Below are 23,128 nucleotides of genomic sequence, written 5' to 3' on the forward strand. Positions count from 1 at the left end.
ATGCGTTTTCGACCGACCGCGCTGGGATGGGTGGAGCCCGAGGTGTCCGACGCGCTGATGTGGGATCGCGCGCAAGTGCAGTGCTTGGCGCGCTCGCTCGGGTACGTGATCATCTGGCCTGAGCCGTCGCTCATCCCGCTGGCGGATCAGGTGCGCGCCGCTGACGTGGACGCGGTGATCACTCCGTCGCCGCAACACCTGAGTCCGCTCGCGCTGAATGGGGTGTTGTACTTCGCTGAGATCGAAACCATCTCTCCGCGAATGAGTTTCGGCCGATGGTCGTTGATTCGAGAGGGGGTGTTCGCATGAGGTGGCGAGGATACAACCGCGGCAGCACCGTGGGGGAGATTCGAGACCGGATACGCCGCGAACAGTCGCCGGTCGGATGGACGCACGACGCACCTGTCGAGCCGCTCTCGGTCGATCGAGCGCACACGATCATGCAGCAGCACCGAGAATGCCGGGCCAACGACTGCCCGCGAAAGCGTGCAGCGTTCCGGACGCTGGTCGAAGTTGGACGGATCAAGCCCGACTCGGGTCGGACTCGGTAGGCTCCGCACACCGGTACAGCCGACGCGAGGGGAAGCAATGAGCGACGAACAAATCGGTTTCGATATCGAATTCGATGACAAGACACAAGCGTTCTTGGAGTGGGTCAAGCCGGAGCACATGGAGTCCGGAATACGGAAATTCCTCGGGGAGACGCTCGGCGGTGTCGCGGATTACGACTCTGACGCCTGGTGGAAGCAACCGACATTGGAACGTGTCATGAATGTTGCGAAAGAGCGGTTAGGTAACCGCGCCGGATTCTACAGCGAAGAGAACCGCGAAGTAGCCGACCAGTTCGTGAGATTTCTTGGCGAGTGCTATGTACGTCGAGCCGGGATGGAATGGACGAATCGGCCCGACTGGTCCGGGCCGCTGTACCCGGAGTTCGGCCCCGGAGTGAAGCACGGTGATGATGTACGTCGAGTGGCCCTGATTGCCGAGGACTTGGTAGATGACAAGTTCGGTGGTCCGAGTTCGATCGAGTACAACATCTCCGACGCCGTGAAACTCCACGCAAGCTAACCCACTACACACCAAAATGCACTTACGGGGGTGGGTACAGCCGTGCCCGATGAATATGACGCCGTACGGCGCGACCTGAGCAACTATGAGCGCGGCCTGTACTTCGAACTCGGGCGGGCGCATCTTCGCGGGGAGACGCCCGAACGTGGTTGGGTACGGCAGTTCTCGATACCTACCGATCGCGGCCCCCGGATACTCGACAACGCCAAAACCCAGGGTAAAGGTGTTAGGAGTATCGAACGAAAATCGGGGCGGGTTGATGCAAGAACACTCGAGCAATTGAAGCGCGAACGGCTCGGGCTGGAGTCAGGGCAGATCTCGCAGAGTGGATGGGAAACCGTCGCTGGTGAAAAGATAGATCCACGTGCACGCGAGTACATGAACGAACTCATTCGTGATTTCCCCGGCCGGTTCGAGCACGTGGAAATATCGCGGAAAGATGCCGCACGGGCTTAGAAGCAGGGAGGGCACTCGCTTCACGGCAACTCGAATTGATCCGAACCTACCAACTGGATCGCGCTGAACGCGCCCGAAAACGACTCGCGAATATCCGCGAGATCCTACGCCAGCGCGAAGCCAAAGCCGCGGAGGAGCGCGCCAAGGCTGAACGCGAGCGGCAAGCCCGCGAGGAACGAGCACGGGTAGAGCGTGAGGCAGCAGAGCGGGTAGCTCGGGAGTTCGCAGAGAAGTACAAAGCAGTGTTCCGGGACCGCGAGCCGGACGAGAACACTTCGGCACGGACGCGGGAGGACGACGACGCAGCCGAGAAGACGAAGCAGCGCGAACGCGACCAGGCCGATGAGAAAGCGCGGCAGAGACAGCGTGAGGCAGCCGACCGGCTCGCGCTCGAAGCGCGGAGAGCGCGTGAATTGGCGGACAACGGGGAACCCGGCAACATGGTCCGAGAAGTTGCTGACATATTGCATGTCTCCCGGCCGACACCCGGAATCGGACCCCTGCACCGGGAACCGCCGCACGCGGGCCCGACTCGCGGCGGCAGGGAAGAGCGGGGACGCGAGCGCGGCGGACTAGAACGCACCCGTGACTAGATGAACCAGAGATACCCGGAACACCGGCCTAGCTCGTGCTTGCCGGGATGGAGTGAGTACACGCTGGGGAAAGGGGTGCTCGACTTTTGTGTGCGCGTACGCAGAATGGCGGTATGGATATCGCGACGCTCTATCGCCGCTGGTTGTTCGAGGTGTGGTACGGCGACTACTCCGGCGTGAGGGATATCTTCATGCCGGGTTTTGTCGGGCACTGGCCGTCGATGGATGTGTATGGGCCGCAGGGGGTTGTCAACCAGATCGAGCAGTCCAGACGCTTCTTCGACGACATCGAGAACACGCTGGATGTCGGGCCGGTGATCAATGGCGACCTGATTGCCGCTCGGTGGACCTTCCACGGCTCGTACCGCGAGGGTATTCCCGGCGCCACGGCCGCGCCCGGCACCCGCATCGCCTTCTGCGGGCAGGACATCTTCCGTGCGGAGGGTGGCCGGTTCGCCGAGTACTGGGTGGTGTCCGACGGGCTGGGCATGATGCAGGCCCTCGGTGCGCTCGGACAATGACGAAAAGTGCTGTGCCGCAGGCTTAGTCGTCGGCGAGGTAGCGCTCGACGCTCGCCACCTTCGAGGTGAGGCCGTCGGTGACGCCCGGCCGGATGTCGGCCTTGATCACCAGGCTGCAGCGCGGGGCGGCGGCCATGACGGCGTCGGTGGCCTGTTTGATCACGGCCATCACCTCGTCCCATTCGCCTTCGATCGAGGTGTACATGGCCGTGGTCTCGTTGGGCAGGCCGCTGGCCCGCACGACGCGCACGGCCTCGGCGACCGCCCGGCCGACATCCTCTCCGGTGCCGAGCGGGGTGATCGAGAAGGCAGCAATCATGGGATCAATTGTGGTGCCGCGCCATGTCGTGCAGCGTAGCGACACGCGACTCCAGGTACTCCAGCTCGGACTCGTCGAGCACGGTGCGCTGGATGCCGGCCGAGACCAGGAACGCGCCCTGGCGGTGATCGTCGATCACGTCGACCTCGATCGCCACCGCCACGTAGTCCTCGGCGTCGGGCATCGGGTCGGCGATCACGCGCGCCGTACCCCGGGCGCACAGCGCCACATTGTCGCCGCTGAGGAGCAGCAGCGCCACATCGGGACGCTTGCGTAACCGAACCAGGGAGCCGCGATTCGACCTGAGGCTCAACAGGATTCGATGATCACCCGCGCGCACCGGCCAGGACACCGGGATGGCGTGGGGTGACGGGTCGGTGGTCACCAGCACCCCGATGGTGTCTCGTGGCCATTCCGGCAGTACGTCCAGTTCGGGATGCTCGGTCATCTCTGCCTGCGGCTCGGTCGAGGTCTCCTGACGTTCCCGGGCTTCGGCTACCATATTTCGTCACCTCACGGTCGGCTCGCGCTGCGGGCTGAATCGCGCGTTTCCTAGCAGTGTAAGCCGTTGCGCCGCTTGCTCGCTGGGATGGAGACGGATCAGGACGCGACCGCTGCGGTGGCCAGGGCCTCGATCGGCAGCGACCGGGCCCACTCGCGCGCCTGATCCTGCGGCCGGACGGTGCCGGAGGCGTCGTGGCGGCCGTGCTCGCCGACCTGCCGCGCGCCCAGCGCGGTGAGTTTCTCGGCGCAGATCTCCCCGCCGCGGTTGAAGGTGTCGTCGTAGACGATGTCGCCCAGGCCGAACACCGCGAACCGCAGTCCGGTCAGATCGGGCAGGCGGTCGTCGAGCTGGTCAAAGAACGGCTCGGCTCCGGTCGGCAGCTCCCCCGTGCCATAGGTGGAGCAGACCAGCACGTGGAAGTCGTGAATGTTCAGATCGTCGGTGTCGAAGTCGGACATGTCGTAGATCGAGACATCGTGCGCTCGCGCCAATTCGTCGGCGACGGCCTCGGCCGCCCGCTCCGCGGTGCCCATCTCGGACCCGAACAGAATCACTACCCGCACGCTGTCTCCCTCGCGTAGTTCCACTGACCGCTTAGTGAGCCTACCCTAACTTGTATACTGGTGGAGGTGTCCGCCCCGGACGGATACCGACGGCCCGGGATTCTTCCGTTACGGATGTGAAAACCTCTCGGGACCTGCGACCCTCCTGATTGACGAACAGGCACCACCGGTTGCATCATTCGTAACAGTTCCCCGTCTTGTCGGGGTCACGCGAGTAACCGGTCGATGAGCGCCCGGTGAAGCGAGGTCGCTCACCGATTCCTGGTGCCCGACGAACGCAGCAGCATCCGTACGGCGCGTCCGCGCGCCCGACGACGAGTGAGGTGAGTGCGATGGGATTTCGGCCCTACCGATACCGACTGTGGGCGGCCTTCCCGAACAGTCTGACCTCGCGCGGCTTCTTGTAACGCATTCGACGCAGTGGTGAGCCCTCCGCCGAGGCGGCGGAGGGCGTATGCGCGCGCGTCTGGTGATTTCACGGGTGATGGTGCCCGCGGCTCCGCTCGGAGAGCCGCGGTTCGGGAGTACGAGGCAGGAGACGGTGATGACGGAATTCGAAACGGTGGAGACGGCCGGGCCGGCGACGGTGGCGAATCTCGCGGTGTCCACGGCGGTGCTCGATGATCTGCGGTATCTGCGGGCCGAACTGGTGGCCGCGGAGCTGCCGTACCTGCTGGTGCGCGACGGCGATCACGGCCTGGCGCTGGCCGTCGACGCCGCGTACCGGGCTCAGCTGCGGCGGGTGCTGGGCGCCGCCCTGGTCGCCGGATTCTCTTGTAACGAATTGCGGCACAACGTCTTCCGGTTGGGCCGGGACGTGGATCCGGCCCACCACGTCGACCTCGAGCTGTGGGAGTACCACGGTGACACAGTCTCCTGCCCGCGCCCGAACGCGCTGACCCGCAACGTCTTCGACGTCGCGGACGTGGAGTACACCACCGTGCTGCTGTTCGACGCCAGCTGGCCCACGCTGGCCGGGATGTTCGCCCCGCACCCCACCGACGTCGGATTCGACATCGACATCGTCTACTCCTGGGTGGACGGCTCCGATCCCGAATTCCGCGCCCGCCGTGCGGGAATGCTGGCCCAGGTGGTGGTCGGCGAGGGGGACGACGCGGACGCCCGCATCCGGCAGATCGACGAGCTGAAGTACGCGCTGCGTTCGGTGCACAAGAACGCGCCGTGGATCCGCCGCATCTTCATCGCCACCGACTCGCGGGTGCCGCACTGGCTGGCCGACGACCCCAAGGTGACCATCGTCCGGGCGCAGGACCACTTCTCCGACACCAGCGGCCTGCCGGTGTTCAATTCACACGCGGTGGAATGCCAGCTGCAGCACATCGAGGGACTGTCGGAGCACTTCCTCTACTCCAACGACGACATGTTCTTCGCGCGCCCGGTGCGCCCGTCGATGTTCTTCACCCCCGGCGGGATCAGCCGGTTCATCGAGGCGGACACCCGCATCGGCCCCGGCGGCAACAACGAGCGGCGCAGCGGATTCGAGAACGCCGCGCGGGTGAACCGGGCGCTGCTGTCGAAACGCTTCGGGCACATCATCACCCGCCACCTCGAGCACACTCCGGTGCCGTTGCGGCGCAGTGTGCTGCTGGAGATGGAGCGCGAGTTCGGCGCGGACTTCGCGCGCACCCGCGCCAGCCGGTTCCGGGCGGCCACCGACATCTCGGTCACCAACTCGCTGTACCACTACTACGCGCTGCTGACCGGCCGCGCGGTGCCGCAGGAAGCGGCGCGGGTGCGATACGTCGACACCACCGGCTACGCCGGTCTGGCCCTGCTGGACGGCCTGGCGCGGCGGCGCAAGGTGGACTTCTTCTGCCTCAACGACGGCAGCTTCCCGGAGGTCCCCGAGGCGGAGCGGGTCCGTGTCGTCTCGCAGTTCCTCGAGGGCTACTTCCCGGACCCGGCGCCCTGGGAGCGTGTCACCGAACCGAACCCGTTGGGGGCGCTGGAGCCGGGCGCGGCGTAAGCCGGTCCGTCCGCACGAGCCGTCCGCACGAGTCAACAGACCGATTCGTCGTCCGATTCGGGAGCCTCGGTCTGGCGGTCGAGCACGCGCGGGATGCGCGCGGCGGGCGGGATGACGATCCCCGCCCGCTCGAGCCGCTCGGCGGCCTCCGCGGGGGTCGCCGGTTGCCCGACCGTCGGACCGTGATCGATGGGCACCACCGAATGCACCACGGTGTCCGGGTAGACGTGCACGTAGTTGAAGCTCTGCGCGCCGTCGCGGCCGCGCTGGCCGCCCTCGGCGACGGCCAGGTCCTGGCTGTAGCAGGCGGAGGACGCCACCGACACCGGGATGCCGGCGAACGTCGCGGTGGTCGAGTAGTGCAGGTGCCCGGCGAGAATACTGCGCACGTCGGTGCCGTCGAGCACGTCGGCGAGGCGCTTCTGGTCGCGCAGCTCGACCGTCACCGCCAGGTCCTGAATGCACGGCACCGGCGGGTGGTGCATGGCGAGGATCGTCCCGAACGGGGCGGGCTCGGCCAGAACCGCACGCAGCCAAGCCAATTGGTCGTCGGTGAGCTCGCCGTGATGGTGCCCGGGGACCGTGGTGTCCAGCACCACGATGCGCAGGCCGTCGATGGTGTGCACCAGGTCGAAGGGCTCGGCCGAACCGTCCTCGCCGAGCAGGTGCTCGCGCAGCGTGGCGCGATCGTCGTGATTGCCCGTGACCCAGACGACGGGCGCGCCCAGCCGATCGGCGAACGGTTCCACCAGCGCGCGCAGCTTGCCGTACGCGCGCGGCTCACCGTGGTCGGTCAGATCGCCGGTGAACAGGATGGCGGTCGGGGTGATGCCGCCGGCCGCGGCCCGGTCCAGAAGCTGGCGCAGGCGCTGTTCGGCGTCGACGGCGCCGTAGAGCGCGCCGTCGTCGGCGATCAGGTGGGTGTCACTGAAGTGGAACAGAACATGGTCCGGTCGTGGGTATTCCGCGACTCTGCTGATGGGCACCGGATTCCTCCCGGATACGGGCTTGGCTTCGCCTCCGCGTCAGAATAACGAAGCGGATCCCTACTAAATGCCCACGCCCGGTGACGACATGCTTACGCCCAGATGAGAATTTCGTGTCAACTCGCGCCGCCGAGACTACCGGCGAGCACCCGCGGCCGGGCGTGCTCACGCCCGTCCAGCAGGGCGAAGTACCGCCGCAGCATGAGTCCCGCGGTCGCGGCGAGCCCGGCCGTGAGCCCCCACCACACGCCTGCCGCGCCCAGCCCGGCCGGGTAGGCGAGGACCAGGGCTGTGGGCAATCCCACAATCCAGTAGCCGACCAGCGAGAGCCGGAATCCGGCTTGCGTCTCCTTCAGTCCGCGCAGCAGTCCGGTGCCGATGTTCTGCGCGGCGTCGAAGAACTGCAGCACGATCGCGATCAGCAACAGGGTGTGCGCGAGGGCGACGGTGTCGCCGTCGCGGCTGGTGAGGAACGGGCGCAGCACCGCGTCCGGGGCTACCGCGTACAGCAGCCCGACCAGCGTGGCGACCACCGCGGCATGCCGCAGGGCCAGCCACGCCAGCGACTGCGCGTGCCGGTGCTCCTCGCGCGCGACGGCCTTGCTGACCAGGATCGAGACGCCGTGCGAGATGCCGATCGCGACCTGGAACACGATGTAGACCAGCTGGTAGACCACGTTGTGCGCGGCCAGCGCGGCCGGTCCCAGCGCCCCCATGACCAGCGCCAGCACGGAGAACATGCCCGCCTCGGAGCCGTAGGTGAGTGCGATCGGGGTGCCCAGCCGCAGCTCCGCGACGACGGTCCGCCACCGCAGCGGCCACATCCGCACCGGCAGCGTCGGCCGCAGGCGGGTGTCGCGGCGCACCATCGCCCAGAAGATGCCGAAGGTGATCAGGAAGACCAGCGAGGTGGCCAGGCCGATGCCGGTGAGGCCCAGCTCGGGCAGGCCCGCCCAGCCGTGCATGAGGCCAAGGGCGAGAACGACATTCAGCGCGACCGAACCGAGGGTCACCAGCAGCAGCGCCTGCGGGCGCTGCATGCCGACGGTGTACTGGCGCAGCACCTGGAACCACAGGCACGGCAGCAGGCCGGGAGCCAGCGCGACCATCATCGGGCGCGCGGCGGACAGCACCGACGCGTCCTGGCCCAGCCACTGCAACGACCAGCCCAGCGCTACCAGCACCAGCCCGCCCAGCAGGCCCGCGACCGTCGCGATCAGGAAGCTGGACCGGACCACGTCGCGGATCTCGTGGTCGGCGTCGGCGTCGCACTGCCCGGCCCGGCTCGCCACCGTGGCGACCTGGTTGCCGGTCGCGGTGATCAGGCCGACGCACATGGTGCGGATCTGGTTGAACAGCGTCATGGCCAGGCCACCGGCGGCGACCTGGGTGATGCCGAGCGAGCCCATCAACGCGATATTGGTGGTCGACACCGCGACCTGTGCGAGCTGCGTCAGCGCGATCGGCGTCGCCAACGTCGTCAGGCTGCGCCAATCGGAGCGGTGCGATGCGCTGCTCATTGCGCCCTTTCGTGCATGAGAATCACATTCTTGACAGCGTGCATCAATGTTCTCGTCAGGGACACCTTACTCATCGCGCGCCCACCAGATCGCGGCGCGCGGGCGAGTAGCGCTCGAGCAGTTCGAGCACGGCGTGCTCGGCGCTTTCGTCCAGCAGGTCACGTTCGTTCATCCAGCCGTCGTCGAAGACGGTATCCAGATATTTCTCGCCGCCGTCGCACACGATCGTCACCACGGTGGACCCGGGCGGGAACTGTTCCAGGCGGGTCAGCGCGGCGTGCACCGAGCCGCCGGCCGAGCCGCCGATCAGCAGGCCCAGCTTCGCGGCCACCGCGCGCGCCGTGGCGAAGGCGGCCACGTCGGTGACCTTCACGCCCTCGTCCAGCAGTGTGTAGTCGACCGCCGTGCCGACGGTGGCGCCGGGCGGGGTGCCGGTGCCGGACTGCCAGTACGGCCCGCCCTCACCGCCGAACGCGATCGAGCCCACCGGTTCGACGCCGATCACCCGTGGCGCGCAACCGAGTTCGCGCAGGCGGCGGGCGGTGCCGAACAACGAGCCGCCGGTGCCGACGGCCGACAGCAGGATGTCGACGCTGCCCAGATCCTCCAGCAACTCCTCGGCGACCGCGTAGTAGCCGAGGGCGTTGGCGTCGTTGTTGTGCTGCTCGGTGAAGTAGGCGTCGGGCCGGGCAGCGGCCATCGCCTCGGCGAGGTCCTCTCGCGCCGAGGTGGCCAGACTGTCGTCTCCGTCGTCGGCGACGTACACGAGTTCGGCTCCCATGGCTCGCATAGCACGCAATTTGTCCTTGCAGGCGTGGTGATCGACGACCGCGGTGAAGCGATACCCGCGCTCGGCGGCCACTACCGCCAGTCCCAGTCCGGTATTGCCGGACGTGGACTCGATGATATGCCCGCCATCTTTCAGCAACCCTCGCCGCTCCGCGTCGCGCACCATTTCCCGGGCCATTCGGATCTTGGCCGCGCCGGTCGGGTTGAACTGTTCGAGCTTGAGCAGCAACCGGGTGCCGGTGTCGGTGGCGGCGAGTTCGAACAACGGGGTGTTGCCGATCAGGTCCGTCACACGCGTGACGAGCGCCATGAAGTCTCCTCGGACTATGGGTGTGGAAGGGGATGCGACGGGGACGCTAGTGCGCGTCGAGGGTCCAGCGGAACCGGCCGCCGGGTGCCTCGTGCAGCACGACCTTGGGCGGGATCGGTAACTCGTGGAACGCCGACTCGTTGGAATCCATCTGGTATCCGGCGGTATTGGGGTAGACCAGCAGGTCGCCGGGAGTCGCGGGCCGCGCCAGCGGGATGCGCCGCCAGCTGAGCATGTCGGAGTCGAGGCAGGTGGCCGCGCCGACGCTCGCCGGCGTGCGGGCGCCGGGCCGGGTGGGCCACAGCACCGGGTCGGGGAGGTACTCGCTGTCGAACCATTGTTCCGACAGGCTCAGGCTGGTTCCGTCGACCGTGAGCAGCTGGTACGGGAGCCCTTGCGCCGTGCGTGTTTTCGTGCCCTGCACGCGGAAGACGGTGCTGCCCGCGCGGTCGAGCAGGGCGCGACCGGGCTCGATCGCCAGGCGAATACCATTGTCCCGCAGTTCCTTTGCCAAGCCGTGGTGGCCCAGGACGGCGGACAGCGCGGCCGGGCCCGCCGTCGCGCTGTGGTACGGGTAGTAGGAGTCGAACGTCTTCCGGGCGTGAAACCAGTGCGGTCCCGCGGCTTCGGTGAATTCCCGCCATGCCTGCTCCGGCACGTAGTCGACCGCGAAGCCGCCGCCGAGGGAGATCGTCGTCGCCGGGTGGCCGAGCGTGCGTGCTGCCCGGCAGCGGGTGACGAGGGCGGCGGCCAGCTCGGCCCGGGGCGCCGGCCGGTAGCCGGACAGATGAAAGCTGAATCCGTCGATACGGACCGGTCCGAGGTCGGTGCGGGCCAGCGCTCGATCGAGTTCGTCACCGGTCATGCCGAAGCGGCTGTCGGAGTCCGGGGGCAGCGCTCGCAACAGCACCCGTACCGGAATGCCCTGCGCCGCAAGCCGATCCAGCTCGCCCGCCTCGTCGATCGCGATGAGCGCGCCGTGGCGCGCCGCCAGCCACAGCAGCTCGTCGGACTTCGCCGGGCCGGTGACCATCAGCTCATCGCCCCGGACACCCTGGGCCAGAGCGGAATTCAGTTCTCCCGCGCTCGCCACGTCCACTCCGGCGCCGTACTCGGCGCACGCGCGCGCCACGCACCGGGCCTTGTTCGCCTTCTTGCCGTAGTAGATCGCGCCGTCCACCCCGGCTCGCTCGAACACCGCCCGGAACGCCTCGATATTGCGGCCCACCCGCGCCGGGAACATCACATGAAACGGCCCACCGACCGCGAACGCGATGTCCCCCAGCAACTCCGGATCGGCCAGCAGCCGCCGCTCCCAGTCGTCCCGGTGTGCGGGCAGCGGTGCCGCGACGATCCCCGCTCCCGCGGCGGGCGCGACACACGGTGCCGCGCCTGCGTTCAGTCCCATATGGGGACCTCCGTGCCGCGGCCGTCGGCGATGGCACGTTCGGCGAGGGCGTGGGCGACGGCGATGTCGGTGAGGACCAGGCCGCTGTTGTAGACGAAGATGCGCTGGTCGTCGGTGGTGCGGCCGACGCCGCGGCGGCTGAGGATCTGCGGCAGCTCGACATCGACCGGCCGCAGGCGGCCGTCCGGCCCCGCCATGTCGGTGCCGGTCAGCGACATCTGCTCGGCATTGGTGGCGACTACCCGGTCGGCGTCGGTCAGAGCCGACGGCGCGAGGCCGTAGCCCACCAGCACGGCCACCGAACCCGGTGCGAGATCACCGGATTCGAGGGCCACCTTGGTGCCGGGACCGGCCGTCGCGAGCACCACGTCGGCCTCGCGGGCGGCCGCGTAGGGATCCGGCACGGTCTCCAGTTCGGTGTGCGGGTGATGCACGGCCAGCTGCTCGTGCACCGCCTTCAGTCCGTCCGGGTGCGTGCCGTACAGCATCAGGCGATTCAGCTGCGGGTTCGCGGCGAGCAAGTGCGGCAGCGCGTTGCGGCCCTGGGTGCCGGTGCCGATCAGCAGCACGCTGCGCGCGTCGGAGCGGATGGTCTCGCGCACCAGCAGCGCCGACACCGCCGGGGTGCGCAGCGCTCCGACCCGGGCGCAGTCCATCATCGCGATCGGCATGCCGGTGGCGTCGTCGTACAGCGTGATCGTGGTGTAGTAGCGCTTGGTGCTGCGGTCGTGGCTGGGATCGAACTTGTAGGAGGTCTTCATCGCCACCACCCGGCGGCGGCCGTCGCGGCCGAGCATGGCGTAGGCGACCGACCAGCCGTCGGGGTGCGCGACGCTGAGTTTGCGCGGATTGTCCGAATCTCCCGACGCCAGCGCGATATACGCCTCCTCGACGGCGCGCACCACATCCACCGGGGTGATCGGGACATCGGCGAGGTCGCTGCGGCTGAGAACTCGCAGCGGGGTGCGGCGGGTGGTCACTGGCTTCCTCGGTTCATCGGTCCGGAACCTCCTGTGTCGCAGTATCTTTCGAGTCGAAGGGGGTGACCGTCCGCTGTCCGTAGCCGGTTTCGGCGGCCTCGGCCGCGGGCCTGCGGCGCGGCAGGCGGATGTTGACCCGCTTGAGCCAGCGGTCCGTCCCGTCGTAGCGCGGCGTGAACGGCACCCGTCCGTGTACTACCACGTCGTTGTCCACCAGTAACAGCTCACCGGGAGCGAGGACGGCCGTGCGGCACACCCGCTCCAGCTCGGCCCCGAGATGGGCGTAGGCGCTGCGGAATTCGGCGTCGGCGTCGTCGAGTGGGGTGTAGGCCGGGTCGTAGCGCAGGGTCGGTCGGCCGTCGTGGTCGCCGACGGTCGCCAGCGGTGTCGCCGGATACCGGTGAAAATCGGTGCCGTAGGAGACATCCGGCAGGATCGGCAGCGTCGGCTCGCTCAGTCGCCGCCGCTGCCGCTCGTTCAGGCGCACCTGCCGCACCGACGACACCGTGGTGCCGACGCGGTCCGGATTACGCAGGCAGCCGAGCATGAGCAGGTGAGCACGGTGCGGGTGGAAGGCGTCCTCGGTGTGCGGGGTGAGCAGTGTGGCGCTGGAGGCCCCGGACTGCTCGTGCTCGTGCCCGGGGGAGGGGACGATGTTGTTCACCATCCGCCCGTTCTGCTGGCCCTGCCATCCGAACGGCGCACCGGCGGCGCGGGCCAGCAGCAGCATCGTGATGTCCCAGTGGAACGAGGCGTGCCGGTGGGCCGGATCGCCGCTCCACGCGGCGGCCTGCCGCCAATCGCGCGGGGTGGGGCCCAATTCCTCGTCGCGCAGCGGTAACCGGCTCACGATCGCGGCGCCGGCCGCGGACACGGGCGGCCGCAGCGCGGTGCGCACGGCCTCGGGTAAGTGTGCGGCATGGGTGTCGACCAAGTCGATCAGCGCCGGATCGGTGAGAGTGGCGGCGCGCGCGGCGGAACCCGGCATGCTCTCGATTGTGACCGCGATGTCGCGGGCGGTGTCGCGAACGGCCTGTGCGACATCGGCGGGCAGCGCACGTCGTTCGATCTCGTCCGATTCGGTGGGGTGGTGCGTCATACGTTCGCAGAGAACGTTTTCCACCAGGAATTCCCTTCTTCGCAACGGTGGTGAAGCAGGTGGTGAAGACTCGGTCTGCGAAATTAGTCTCTCCCGAGACCTTAAGCAAGGCTTACCTAAAGTGTGTCGCGGGACGTGCGAACGGACGGCGCGAAGACTCAGCTAGCAGGGTAACCGCCGAGCCGACCGGTCCGAAGCGCCGGTGCCGGATGGCGACGTGGACGTCCGCGTGCCGGGTAACGCAGAATCATAAGGTTAGCCTTGGCTGGCACAGCCGACTCGGATGAGGGACGAGGGCACCTGCGATGACGACCATGACCAGACGGCGGTTGCTCGGCGCCGGGCTCGGAGTGAGTGCCGCACTGGCACTGGGCGCCTGCGGGCGCGCCGCCGGCGACACCGGGACGCTCCGCGTCGGCGCGCTGGGCAAAGCCTCGGCGCTGCAACAGGATCCACACGCCAACCTGAGCAACGAGAGCGACTTCCTGATCGCGTCGCTGATCTACGAGCCGCTCACGGTGCCCGGCGTCGACCCGACCGTGCGGCCGCGCCTGGCCGCCGCCTGGTCCGCCGATGCCGCGCAGCGGCGCTGGGTGTTCACCCTCGCCGAGGGCGCGACCTTCCACGACGGCAGCCCGGTCACCGCCGAGGACGTGGTGTGGTCGCTGCGCCGGCTGCGCGAGGTGGGCGGCGAGTCGAAGATGCCGGTGGCACGGCCCGACGACATCACCGCCGACGGACCCGGGCGGGTGGTGGTGACGGCGTCGGCGCCCAACACCCAGATCCCGGTGCTGGTTCGGCTGATGACGTTCACGGTCAAGCGGGGGACGACCGAGTTCTCGAATGCCGTGGGCAGCGGGCCCTTTCGGCTCGAGTCCTATCGCCAGGGCAACGCCCGGCTGGTGCGCAACGATGCCTGGCACGGGCCGAGGCCGCGGCTGGAGGCCATCGAGGTCACCATGTTCGACAGCGTGGACGCGCTGTCGAACGCGGTGGTCGGCGGGCAGATCGACCTGGCGTCCAACGTCGGGGCGATCGCCGGGCGCACCGCCGCGGGACGCGGGGATCTGCAGGTCGTCCGGCGGCCCGGCGACACCGCCATCGCCATCGCCATGCGCACCGCCGACGGGCCCTTCGCCGACCCGCGGGTGCGCACCGCGCTGCGGTTGGCGGCGGATCGCGACGCCCTGGTGGCGCAGACCTTCTCGGGCTACGGCACCGTCGCCAACGACATCCTGGGTACCGGAGATCCGCAGTACGCCAAGGAGATTCCGCAGCGACGCCGCGACGTGGACCGGGCGCGGGCGCTGCTGGCCGAGGCCCGGTTCGATACCGGCGCGACGTACCAGCTGGTCACCAAGGAGGAGGCGCCCGGGGAGGTGGAGTCGGCGCGGGTCTTCGCCACCCAGTTGCGCGATATCGGCGTGGATGCCGAAGTGGTGGTGCAGGACTCGGGCACCTTCTACGATCGCACCTGGTTGCACGCGCCGCTGTACACGGTCAACTGGGGCACCAACGACTCGGTGCTGTTCTACGCCGCGAAGCTGCTGTCCTCGGGCAGCAATCGCAACGAAACCGCCTTCGCGGACGCGGAATTCGATGCCGCCACCGCCGCGGCGCTGGGCGCCGCCGACCCGGCGGGTTATGCCCGGGCGTGCCGCACCCTGCAGCAGATCGAATACGACCGGGGTGGATACCTGGTGTGGGGCATGGCCGACGGCATCGACATCGCCTCGAGCCGCGTGCGAGATCTGCCCACGCTGGGCGGGTTCGGGCGCGTGCAGCTGGAACGGGTATGGCTCTCGTGAGCGTGGCCGAACCGGTGGTGCTCGGCGTCGCGGACGATCGGCGCGGCGTCCGGGTCGCGCTGACCGGTATGGTGCTGCGCCGGGTCGGGCTGTTGCTGGCGTTGCTGACCCTGGTGTTCTGCGCGGTCTCGCTGCTGCCCGGCGATGCCGCTCGCGTGGCGCTGGATCGCGGGGCGAGTCCGGAGACCGTCGCCGCCAAGCGGCACGAGCTCGGGCTGGATCGTCCGCTGCCGCAACGGTTCTGGTCGTGGTCGAGTGGTTTGGTCACCGGCGACTTCGGCGTCACGGCGCACGGGCGGTCGATCGCCGAGCTGCTCGCCGGGTCCGCGCCGCAGACGCTGCTGCTGGGCGGAATCGCGTTCGCGACCACCGTGTTCGCGTCGATGGCCGGCGGGATGTGGTGGGCGACAAGGCCGGACGGGTGGACCGCGCGGGTACTGCAACCGGCGACCGCGATGGTGGTCGCGTTACCGGAGTTCGTGGTCGCCGCGGGCCTGATCGCGGTGTTCTCGTTCGCGGCCGGGTGGCTGCCCGCGGTGACCGTCGCCGGTCGCTCCGGTTTCCCGGCGAGCGCCGACATGCTGGTGCTTCCGGCGCTGGCGCTGGCGCTGCCGCAGACCGGCTGGAACACCCGGGTGGTCCGCGGGGCGCTCGCCGACGCCGCCCGCGCGCCACACGTGGAACACGCGGAACTGGAAGGCGTTTCGCCGTTTCGCTTGATGACCCGGCACGTCTTCCCGGTGGCCCTGCCGGCCATCGCGGCCTCCTACGCCACCACTGTGGGCATGCTGCTCGGCGGCGCCATGGTCGTCGAGAGCCTGTTCAACTACCCGGGCCTCGGCGCCCTGCTCGCCGGTTCCGTCGCCGATCGCGACACCGGCCTCGCCGCCGCCACCGCGGCGGTAGCGGGCGTGACGATCATGTGCGTGCTGCTGGTCGCGGACGGTTTGCGTGCCTGGGCGATGCGGGGACGGCGATGACCGTCGGACCGCCCGTGAGCTGTGCGGGAGTTCAGTGGTGGTCTCCCCGCGGCGAGCCGGTCCGGGCGGTCACCGATCGTGCGAGTGCGGCGGATTTCGCCCTCCCGGGTGAACCCGTGACCGCCGAGGCCGGATCGTCGAAGGGTGCCTTGGCGAGAGCATGGGTGTGAGTGGCGTGGGCGTGAGTGTGGGTGGCGTGGGTATGGGTGTGGGTGGCGTGGGTATGGGTGTGGGTGGTGTGGGTATGGGTGCGGGTGGCGAGGACATGGGCGCGGGTGGTGTGGGTATGGGTGCGGGTGGCGAGGACGTGGGTGTGGGTGGCGTGGGCGTGGGTGGACGGTTGTGAACCGGGGTTTGGTACTGCGGGGGCTGCCTGCGCTGGTCGTGGTGGTGGCGGCGGTGGTGGGGCCGTGGGTGGCGCCGCGGGCCGTGGACGCCACCGTCGGGATGCCGTTCGCCGTGCCGCGGGCGGGGGCGCCGCTGGGCGCGGATCGGCTGGGGCACGACGTGTTCAGCCGGTTGCTGCACGGTGGGTGGGGGCTGATCCTGCTGGCCGTGCTGATCGCCGTCGCGGTGACCGGGTGCGCGAGCGTGCTGGGTGCGCTGGCGGCGCTGCGACCGCGGCTGGGGGTGGTGATCGAGCGCGGCGCGGACCTGGCGATCCTGCTGCCGGCCGTGCTGGCGCTGCTGCTCGTGGTGGCGTCGTGGCCGGAGTCAGGAGCGTTCGGTGTGGTGCTGGTCGCGATCGTGTTCGGAATTCCCTACTCCGCGAGGGTTTTCGCGGCCGCGGCGACGCCCGTGGCCGCCACCGGCTATGTCGAGGCGGCGCGGCTCGGCGGCGAATCCACCGGCTACGTGATCTTCCGCGAGATGCTGCCGAACATGCGGGAACTGGTCTTCGCGCAGTTCGGGCTGCGTTTCGTCGAGGGCATGTATCTGGTGTCGACGGCGGCGTTCCTGCGGCTGCCGACCTCGCTCGGCGCGTCGAACTGGGCGGTCATGGTGCGCGACAACGCTTCCGGGATCCTGCTGAATCCGTGGGCGGTGCTGGCGCCGAGCCTCGCCATCGGCGTCGTCGCGGTGAGCGTGAACCTGCTGGCGGCCGCGCTGGGGCGACGGGAGGTGGGCCGGAGGTGATCGTGGTGCGGGAACTGTCGGTGTCCACGGCGGCCGCGCCGCTGCTGGACACCATCTCCCTGCGGGTGCCCGAGGGCGGTGTGACCGCGCTGCGCGGGCCGTCCGGATGCGGCAAGTCGACGCTGATGAAGGCGCTGCTCGGGCAGGTTCCGGCCGGGACCACCGCGAGCGGGTCGGTACACGTCGGCGAGCACGAGGTGCTCAGCTTGGACCCGCCCGCGCTGCGGCGGTTCCGGCGCGAGCAGATCGCCTTCGTCGGCCAGGACCCCGGCGTCGCGCTGAACCCGACCATGCGCGTCCGCTCCCTCCTGGGCGAATTGTCCGACTCCGCAAGGGCTTTGGAAGCCCTGGCCGCGGTGGAACTGCCCGAGTCCTACCTGCGCCGCCGCGCGGCCGAACTCTCCGGCGGTGAGCAGCGCCGTGTCGCCCTGGCCCGCGCCCTCGCCCGCCGCACGCCCGTCCTGGTACTCGACGAGCCCCTGTCCGGCTTGCACGGCCGCCTACGCACCTCCCTCACCCACCTCCTTCGCCGCCTGGCCGACAACGACGGCACCACCATCGTCGTCTCCGGCCACGACACCACCACCCTGAACCACTTGGCCGACGAAGTCATCGCGGTAGGCAACGGACACAGCGGCCCGCATGGAAAAACGTTCGCGGCCAAGGACATCCTCGCCCTGCCGGACCATGCCGCCGCGTCCCCCGCGCCCGTCGACGGTCACCGCGCGCCGCGCGCGAAGTCCGCCGCAGACGCGAGCACCCCCACGCCACGCGGGTCGGGCGACGTTACGAACGCGATGGGCGATGGTCGTGGTGCGTCGGGTACAGAGGCGGCCTGCGCAGACGCGAGTGCTCCCACGCCACGCGGGTCGGGCGATGGTACGAACGTGATGGGCGATGGTCGTGGTGCGTCGAGTGCAGAGGCGGCCTGCGCAGACGCGAGTGCTCCCACGCCACGCGGGTCGGGCGATGATACGAACGTGATGGGCGATGGTCGTGGTGCGTCGGGCGCAGAGGTGGCCTCTGCAGGCGCAAGCGCCCCCACGCCACGCGGGTCGGGAGATGTTACGAACGCGATGGGCGACGGTCGTGGTTCGTCGGGTACAGAGGCCGCCGCCGCAGGCGCGGGGACTCTCGCCCCGCACGACTCGGGTGAGGGTGAGAACGGGGCGGGCGACAGTGTCGGTGCGGCGGGGGAGTCGAGCCACGGGGTGGACCGAGGGAGCGGTGGGCTCGAAGGTGTTGGTAATCAGGTGCTTTCGGTGACCGGGTTGGGGGTGTCGATCGGGCGGCGGGTGGTGCTGGAGGGGATCGACCTGCGGGTCCGGGCGGGGGAGTCGGTGGCGGTTGCGGGGCCTTCGGGGGCGGGGAAGTCGACGTTGGCTCGGGCGGTGGTGGGATTGCGCCGGGCCGCGGCGGGGGAGGTGCGGGTGTCGGGGCGGGTGGCGCTGGTGCCGCAGGACAGTGCGGGGAGCCTCAATCCGCGTCGTACTGTGGCGCAGACGCTTTCGCGGCCGGTGCGGCGGCACCACGGCGGGCGCGGGGCCGCGGTGGCAGCCGAGATCGCGCGGTTGCTGGGCACGGTAGAGCTGGACAGCGAACTGGCCCAGCGGTATCCGCACGAGTTGTCGGGCGGGCAGCGGCAACGGGTGGCACTGGCCCGCGCCCTGGCGCTGCGACCGGCGGTGCTGGTGTGCGACGAGATCACCTCCGCCCTCGACCGCGACACCGCCGACGCGATCATGACCCTGCTGGACGGCCTGCGCCGCGAACAGCAGCTGGCCTTGCTGGTCATCACCCACGACATGCACGTCGTCGCCCGCTACTGCACCGGCATGTGCGTCCTGGAATCCGGCCGCATCGTCGAGTCCGGCCCGGTCCCCGACCTCTTGCGAGCCCCGGCCCACGATGCCACCGCCGCCCTCCTGGGCTGAGCGGAGCTGCGTGTCCGGGCACTTGCGGTCGGTTGCGCCGGGCGGGGTGCGGGCGGGCATACACTCGGGGCGTGTCGAGTGCAGCAGCGGTGCCCGCGGCAGCCGGGGGACGGCGGGCGCGGTGGCAGCCGCACAATGCGGCGCGGCGGGAGCGGATCGTCGAGGCGGCGATCGCGTTGCTGGAGGAGCATCCGCCGGGCGCGGACATCTCGGCGCAGCAGATCGCGGCGCGGGCGGGATTGGCGAAATCCGTTCTGTACCGGCAGTTCTCGGGTCGCGAGGAACTCGACCGCCGGGTCCGCACCACCATCGCCGAGCGTTTCACCGACGCCCTGGACGCCGCGCTCGACATCGGCGCGGGGTCCATCGCCGAGATCCTGGCCCGCACGGTCGGCGTGGTGGTCGACTGGATCGGCGACCACCCGCGCCAGCACGAATTCCTGCGCACCGGCCCCGCGGCCGACGGCCCCGAGGACCGCGACGCGCTGAGCGGCCTGCTGATCACCATCACCGGCCGCGCCAACGGGCTGGTGTCCGGCCTCGCGGGCGCGGTCGGCGTGGCGGACCCGCCCGTCATCGACACCCTGACCTTCGCCATCGTCGCCATGGTCGAGGCCACCGTCACCCGCTGGGCCCGCGAACCGGATCCGGCCCTGGATCGCGCCGCGCTGATCGCCGAGGTGGCGGGTTATGCCTGGAGCATCCTCGACGGCGTCGCCCGCGCCCACCACCTCGCCCTCGACCCCGACCAGCCCCTGCTGCAACTGATCGAGGCACTGGCCGCACGCGACGGATGAGCGCCGCGGAACCGGTCGTTCACGCCGCCCGGCGCGCCGGTTCGCTCCGGTAACGCGAGGGCTCGCCGTCGATGTGCAGCGCCTTCCACAGCAGCTTCGCCGGGGCAGGCAGCAGGCCGAGATCGTCGACCAGTTTGCGGACGTCGTCGAAGTAGCCCGAGAGGATCTTGCGAGAGGCCGGCCCGCGCCAGAACGCCTCCTCTATCACCTCGCGCGGAATGTCGAACCGGCGGGCGAACGAGCGTGGCGGCGTCATGATCTCGCCCGCCAGCCACCGCATCGCGAGTGGGAAGGCCAACGCGCACAGCGCTTTTCCGGGAATGCCCATCCGCTCGATGTGCGCGGTGAGGTACTCGTGGGCGAACGAGATGTGCCGCGCCTCCTCGGCGATGTGGATCTGCATGGTGCGCAGCACCGCCGGCGGCATGTTGGCGTCGGCGCGGATGACCGCCTTCTGATAGTGGTCGATCGGTTCCTCACCGCCGAGTATGCCGATGAACAGAATGACGTGCGCGTACCCGCCCGCCACGCCGATCAGCGGCGACAGCGCCCGGAACACCGGCCGCATCCCGGGCACGTCCACGCCGATGCGGTTCACCAGTTCCTGGAACATCTGGATGTGGTTGCACTCTTCGGTCATCTCGTGCAGGCAGTACCGGAACTCGGGAGATCCGTTGGGCAGCTTCATGATGTACTGCATCAGCCCGCGGATCAGCACGCTCTCGAACGCCGCCCCCACCTTGATCACGTTGGAGATGCGCCATTTGCCGATCTCGATCTGCTGCCGCAGCGGCAACTCCCGATACCAGCGGGTGGCGCCGAGCGGGTCGATCTCCGGATCGAGCACCCAGCGCGGGTCGTCCGGGTCGATCGCCAGTTCCGGACTGTCCCAATCGATGTCGAGATACGGGTCGAAACGCCGATGCACCGACCCCTCGGACAGCGCCGCCAACGCCTGCGCGTACTCGGGCGTGATCGGGCCGGTGTGCATGGTGTCGGACAACGTCATCGGTGCCTCCTGAACCTCGAGTGGCCGCCGCCGGAACGCGCCGGGTCGGTGTGCCGGATCTCGTCTTCGAGGATACGTGGGACTCGGAGTCCCACACAACCACCACCACCGGAATATCTGGATGATGGAGAGGTGCGTCCGAAGAAGGCCGGTGCTCGAACCGCTCGGAAGGTCCGCGCCGTCCTTATCGGCGTCGTCGCGGCGGCCGTCGTGCTGTCCGGTTGCGGGGAGGTAGAACACCTCCCGCCCATCCCGGAGGGGATCCCGCCGGGCGTGGGCACCCCCGTTCCCCCGATCGATCTCGACGCGCCCGGCCGCAGCGCCGTGCAGCTGCGCGAGTGGGCCGACGGGCAAGCCGACGCGCTCGGCATCCCGGTCGTGGCGCTGGAGGCCTACGGCTACGCCGCGGCCGTGCTCGCCCGGTCCCGGCCGGGCTGCGGCATCGGCTGGACCACGGTCGCGGGCATCGCGCGCGTGGAGAGCAAACACGGCAGTCACGGCGGTTCCCGCCTCGGGTCCGACGGCCGGGTGAGCCCGCCCATCCGCGGCATCCCGCTGGACGGATCGCCGGGTGTGGCGCGCATCGTCGACGAGCGCGAGACCGCCCGCGCCGGTGAGCCCGTCTACGTGCGTGCCGAGGGCCCGTTCCAGTTCCTTCCCGAAACGTGGCAGCGCTGGGGTGTCGACGCCAACGGCGACGGCGTGGCCGACCCGGACAACATCGACGACGCCGCCCTCACCGCCGCCCGCTACCTGTGCGCCAGCGGCGGCGACCTGACCACCCCGGAAGGCTGGCAGCGCGCGCTGCTCACCTACAACCAGTCCACTCCGTACCTGAACAAGGTCCGCCTCCACGCCGCCGCCTACAGCGTCGGCCGCAAGGTCTGAGCGGCCGACGCACCCGGCGAACCGTCGGCGACGGACGTGGTCGGCCTGCGTTAGGCTCACTCGGCACGGGTTCGCCGTGCGACCTGCTCATGGACGGCGGTGGGCGGGACCGAGTCAGGAGCCGAAGGAGTGTCGTTTTCGTGGCCATCATCGAACAGGTCGGAGCTCGCGAGATCCTGGATTCGCGCGGTAACCCCACCGTCGAGGTCGAGATCGCTCTCGACGACGGCACCCTGACCAGGGCTGCGGTGCCGTCGGGGGCCTCCACCGGCGAGCACGAGGCCGTGGAGCTGCGCGACGGCGGCGACCGCTACGGCGGCAAGGGCGTGCGCAAGGCCGTGGAGGGCGTGCTCGACGAGATCGCCCCGGCCGTCATCGGTTTGGATGCCGTGGAGCAGCGCACCGTCGACCAGGTGCTGCTGGATCTGGACGGCACCCCCGACAAGTCCCGGCTGGGCGCCAACGCGCTACTGGGCGTGTCGCTGGCGGTGGCCCGCGCGGCCGCCGAATCCTCGGGCCTGGAGCTGTTCCGCTACCTCGGCGGCCCGAACGCGCATGTGCTGCCGGTGCCGATGATGAACATCCTCAACGGCGGCGCGCACGCCGACACCAGTGTCGACGTGCAGGAATTCATGATCGCCCCGATCGGCGCGCCGACCTTCCGCGAGGCGCTGCGCTGGGGCGCCGAGGTCTACCACGCCCTCAAGGCCGAGCTGAAGAGCAAGGGCCTCAACACCGGCCTGGGCGACGAGGGCGGTTTCGCCCCCGACCTGCCGGGCGGCACCCGCGAGGCGCTGGATCTGATCGTCGCGTCCATCCAGAAGGCCGGGTACCGGGTCGGCAGCGATGTGGCGCTGGCGCTGGACGTGGCGGCCACCGAGTTCTACACCGCCGGTACCGGTTACAAGTTCGAGGGCAGCGTCCGCTCGGCCGCGGAGATGACCGAGTTCTACGGTGAGCTGCTGGCCGCCTATCCGCTGGTGTCGATCGAGGACCCGCTGTCGGAGGACGACTGGGACGGCTGGGTCTCGCTCACCGATCAGCTCGGTGACAAGGTGCAGCTGGTCGGCGACGACCTGTTCGTCACCAACCCGGAGCGGCTCGAGGACGGCATCGAGAAGGGCGCCGCGAACGCGCTGCTGGTCAAGGTCAACCAGATCGGCACGCTCACCGAGACTTTGGACGCGGTCGAACTGGCCCACCGCAACGGCTACAAGTCGATGATGAGCCACCGTTCCGGCGAGACCGAGGACACCACCATCGCCGATCTGGCGGTCGCGGTCGGCAGCGGGCAGATCAAGACCGGCGCGCCGGCGCGCAGCGAGCGGGTGGCCAAGTACAACCAGCTGCTGCGCATCGAGGACGCGCTGGGTGATTCGGCCCGCTACGCCGGGGACGTCGCGTTCCCGCGCTTTGTTCTCGAGGGATAGTACGGTCGGAGCTGTCGTCATGCGGCGCGCGTGCCGGG

24 protein-coding genes are annotated in these 23,128 nt (G+C 69.4%); 13 read left to right on the plus strand and 11 right to left on the minus strand.

Annotated features, from left to right (window positions below):
* Nucleotides 1-42: 42 nt before the first annotated feature.
* From NWFMUON74_RS05160 to NWFMUON74_RS05170, 3 genes are all read left to right on the plus strand, one after another.
* Nucleotides 43-309 carry a hypothetical protein gene (locus NWFMUON74_RS05160; RefSeq protein ID WP_232110850.1) on the plus strand — a complete coding sequence of 89 codons (267 nt, stop codon included), beginning with the start codon at nucleotides 43-45 and terminating at the stop codon, nucleotides 307-309.
* A gap of 279 nt (nucleotides 310-588) precedes the next feature.
* On the plus strand, nucleotides 589-1,071 hold the full coding sequence (locus NWFMUON74_RS05165) for a hypothetical protein (RefSeq protein ID WP_187686833.1): 483 nt from the start codon (nucleotides 589-591) through the stop codon (nucleotides 1,069-1,071).
* A 30-nt stretch (nucleotides 1,072-1,101) separates the two neighbouring features.
* Nucleotides 1,102-1,527 (plus strand): hypothetical protein, encoded by a 426-nt coding sequence (locus tag NWFMUON74_RS05170; protein ID WP_187686834.1) that lies wholly within the window; start codon nucleotides 1,102-1,104, stop codon nucleotides 1,525-1,527.
* A gap of 104 nt (nucleotides 1,528-1,631) precedes the next feature.
* Here NWFMUON74_RS05170 and NWFMUON74_RS05175 read toward each other — a convergent pair whose 3' ends face one another.
* Nucleotides 1,632-1,997, minus strand: a complete 366-nt coding sequence (locus NWFMUON74_RS05175) for a hypothetical protein (RefSeq protein WP_187686835.1) — start codon at nucleotides 1,995-1,997, stop codon at nucleotides 1,632-1,634.
* 236 nt (nucleotides 1,998-2,233) lie between these two features.
* Between NWFMUON74_RS05175 and NWFMUON74_RS05180 the strand changes: the two genes are divergently transcribed.
* The gene (locus tag NWFMUON74_RS05180) at nucleotides 2,234-2,641 is read left to right on the plus strand and encodes an ester cyclase (protein WP_187686836.1); all 408 of its coding nucleotides are present in this window, start codon (nucleotides 2,234-2,236) and stop codon (nucleotides 2,639-2,641) included.
* A 22-nt stretch (nucleotides 2,642-2,663) separates the two neighbouring features.
* Here the strand turns inward: NWFMUON74_RS05180 and NWFMUON74_RS05185 are convergent, their stop codons facing one another.
* The 3 genes from NWFMUON74_RS05185 to NWFMUON74_RS05195 all read right to left on the minus strand — a co-directional run bounded on the left by NWFMUON74_RS05185 (nucleotide 2,664) and on the right by NWFMUON74_RS05195 (nucleotide 4,028).
* Entirely contained in the window at nucleotides 2,664-2,960 is a 297-nt protein-coding gene (locus NWFMUON74_RS05185; RefSeq protein ID WP_187686837.1) for an MTH1187 family thiamine-binding protein, read from the minus strand.
* A gap of 4 nt (nucleotides 2,961-2,964) precedes the next feature.
* The gene (locus NWFMUON74_RS05190; RefSeq protein ID WP_232110851.1) at nucleotides 2,965-3,462 is read right to left on the minus strand and encodes a hypothetical protein; all 498 of its coding nucleotides are present in this window, start codon (nucleotides 3,460-3,462) and stop codon (nucleotides 2,965-2,967) included.
* Between the two features lie 98 nt (nucleotides 3,463-3,560).
* Nucleotides 3,561-4,028, minus strand: a complete 468-nt coding sequence (locus NWFMUON74_RS05195) for a flavodoxin domain-containing protein (RefSeq protein ID WP_187686838.1) — start codon at nucleotides 4,026-4,028, stop codon at nucleotides 3,561-3,563.
* 544 nt (nucleotides 4,029-4,572) lie between these two features.
* On the opposite strand from NWFMUON74_RS05195, the gene NWFMUON74_RS05200 reads away from it, so the two are divergent.
* On the plus strand, nucleotides 4,573-6,015 hold the full coding sequence (locus NWFMUON74_RS05200) for a stealth family protein (RefSeq protein ID WP_187686839.1): 1,443 nt from the start codon (nucleotides 4,573-4,575) through the stop codon (nucleotides 6,013-6,015).
* A 32-nt stretch (nucleotides 6,016-6,047) separates the two neighbouring features.
* Here the strand turns inward: NWFMUON74_RS05200 and NWFMUON74_RS05205 are convergent, their stop codons facing one another.
* The 6 genes from NWFMUON74_RS05205 to NWFMUON74_RS05230 form a co-directional block, all read right to left on the minus strand.
* Nucleotides 6,048-7,001, minus strand: a complete 954-nt coding sequence (locus tag NWFMUON74_RS05205; RefSeq protein WP_187686840.1) for a phosphodiesterase — start codon at nucleotides 6,999-7,001, stop codon at nucleotides 6,048-6,050.
* A 116-nt stretch (nucleotides 7,002-7,117) separates the two neighbouring features.
* Nucleotides 7,118-8,521 carry an MATE family efflux transporter gene (locus NWFMUON74_RS05210; RefSeq protein WP_187686841.1) on the minus strand — a complete coding sequence of 468 codons (1,404 nt, stop codon included), beginning with the start codon at nucleotides 8,519-8,521 and terminating at the stop codon, nucleotides 7,118-7,120.
* Nucleotides 8,522-8,591: 70 nt separating this feature from the next.
* A complete protein-coding gene (locus NWFMUON74_RS05215) occupies nucleotides 8,592-9,620 on the minus strand; it encodes a PLP-dependent cysteine synthase family protein (RefSeq protein ID WP_187686842.1) in 1,029 nt (342 codons plus the stop codon).
* 46 nt (nucleotides 9,621-9,666) lie between these two features.
* Nucleotides 9,667-11,028 carry a type III PLP-dependent enzyme domain-containing protein gene (locus tag NWFMUON74_RS05220; protein WP_187686843.1) on the minus strand — a complete coding sequence of 454 codons (1,362 nt, stop codon included), beginning with the start codon at nucleotides 11,026-11,028 and terminating at the stop codon, nucleotides 9,667-9,669.
* Entirely contained in the window at nucleotides 11,019-12,008 is a 990-nt protein-coding gene (locus NWFMUON74_RS05225) for an ornithine cyclodeaminase family protein (RefSeq protein ID WP_187686844.1), read from the minus strand. The genes NWFMUON74_RS05220 and NWFMUON74_RS05225 overlap by 10 nt, the downstream gene beginning before the upstream one ends.
* Before the next feature lie 13 nt (nucleotides 12,009-12,021).
* Nucleotides 12,022-13,107, minus strand: coding sequence for a TauD/TfdA family dioxygenase (locus NWFMUON74_RS05230; protein WP_187686845.1), 1,086 nt, complete (start codon nucleotides 13,105-13,107; stop codon nucleotides 12,022-12,024).
* A 314-nt stretch (nucleotides 13,108-13,421) separates the two neighbouring features.
* On the opposite strand from NWFMUON74_RS05230, the gene NWFMUON74_RS05235 reads away from it, so the two are divergent.
* The 6 genes from NWFMUON74_RS05235 to NWFMUON74_RS05260 all read left to right on the plus strand — a co-directional run bounded on the left by NWFMUON74_RS05235 (nucleotide 13,422) and on the right by NWFMUON74_RS05260 (nucleotide 19,763).
* Entirely contained in the window at nucleotides 13,422-14,915 is a 1,494-nt protein-coding gene (locus NWFMUON74_RS05235; RefSeq protein WP_232110852.1) for an ABC transporter substrate-binding protein, read from the plus strand.
* Nucleotides 14,903-15,895: an ABC transporter permease gene (locus NWFMUON74_RS05240; protein WP_232110853.1), complete on the plus strand. Its 993-nt coding sequence runs from the start codon at nucleotides 14,903-14,905 to the stop codon at nucleotides 15,893-15,895. The genes NWFMUON74_RS05235 and NWFMUON74_RS05240 overlap by 13 nt, the downstream gene beginning before the upstream one ends.
* Nucleotides 15,896-16,055: 160 nt before the next feature.
* Nucleotides 16,056-16,241, plus strand: coding sequence for a hypothetical protein (locus NWFMUON74_RS05245; protein WP_187686847.1), 186 nt, complete (start codon nucleotides 16,056-16,058; stop codon nucleotides 16,239-16,241).
* Nucleotides 16,238-17,032, plus strand: coding sequence for an ABC transporter permease (locus NWFMUON74_RS05250; protein WP_232110854.1), 795 nt, complete (start codon nucleotides 16,238-16,240; stop codon nucleotides 17,030-17,032). Before NWFMUON74_RS05245 ends, NWFMUON74_RS05250 begins: the two co-directional genes overlap by 4 nt.
* On the plus strand, nucleotides 17,029-18,966 hold the full coding sequence (locus tag NWFMUON74_RS05255) for an ABC transporter ATP-binding protein (RefSeq protein WP_187686848.1): 1,938 nt from the start codon (nucleotides 17,029-17,031) through the stop codon (nucleotides 18,964-18,966). The genes NWFMUON74_RS05250 and NWFMUON74_RS05255 overlap by 4 nt, the downstream gene beginning before the upstream one ends.
* Before the next feature lie 71 nt (nucleotides 18,967-19,037).
* Nucleotides 19,038-19,763: a TetR/AcrR family transcriptional regulator gene (locus tag NWFMUON74_RS05260; RefSeq protein WP_187686849.1), complete on the plus strand. Its 726-nt coding sequence runs from the start codon at nucleotides 19,038-19,040 to the stop codon at nucleotides 19,761-19,763.
* A 19-nt stretch (nucleotides 19,764-19,782) separates the two neighbouring features.
* On the opposite strand, the gene NWFMUON74_RS05265 is transcribed toward NWFMUON74_RS05260, so the two are convergent.
* Nucleotides 19,783-20,772 (minus strand): AurF N-oxygenase family protein, encoded by a 990-nt coding sequence (locus tag NWFMUON74_RS05265; RefSeq protein WP_187686850.1) that lies wholly within the window; start codon nucleotides 20,770-20,772, stop codon nucleotides 19,783-19,785.
* 132 nt (nucleotides 20,773-20,904) lie between these two features.
* On the opposite strand from NWFMUON74_RS05265, the gene NWFMUON74_RS05270 reads away from it, so the two are divergent.
* Nucleotides 20,905-21,660 carry a lytic transglycosylase domain-containing protein gene (locus NWFMUON74_RS05270; protein ID WP_232110855.1) on the plus strand — a complete coding sequence of 252 codons (756 nt, stop codon included), beginning with the start codon at nucleotides 20,905-20,907 and terminating at the stop codon, nucleotides 21,658-21,660.
* Between the two features lie 140 nt (nucleotides 21,661-21,800).
* A complete protein-coding gene (eno, locus tag NWFMUON74_RS05275) occupies nucleotides 21,801-23,090 on the plus strand; it encodes a phosphopyruvate hydratase (RefSeq protein WP_187686851.1) in 1,290 nt (429 codons plus the stop codon).
* Nucleotides 23,091-23,128 lie beyond the last annotated feature (38 nt).

The sequence above is a fragment of the Nocardia wallacei genome (assembly GCF_014466955.1).
In the GTDB taxonomy this organism is placed as follows: Bacteria; Actinomycetota; Actinomycetes; order Mycobacteriales; family Mycobacteriaceae; genus Nocardia; species Nocardia wallacei.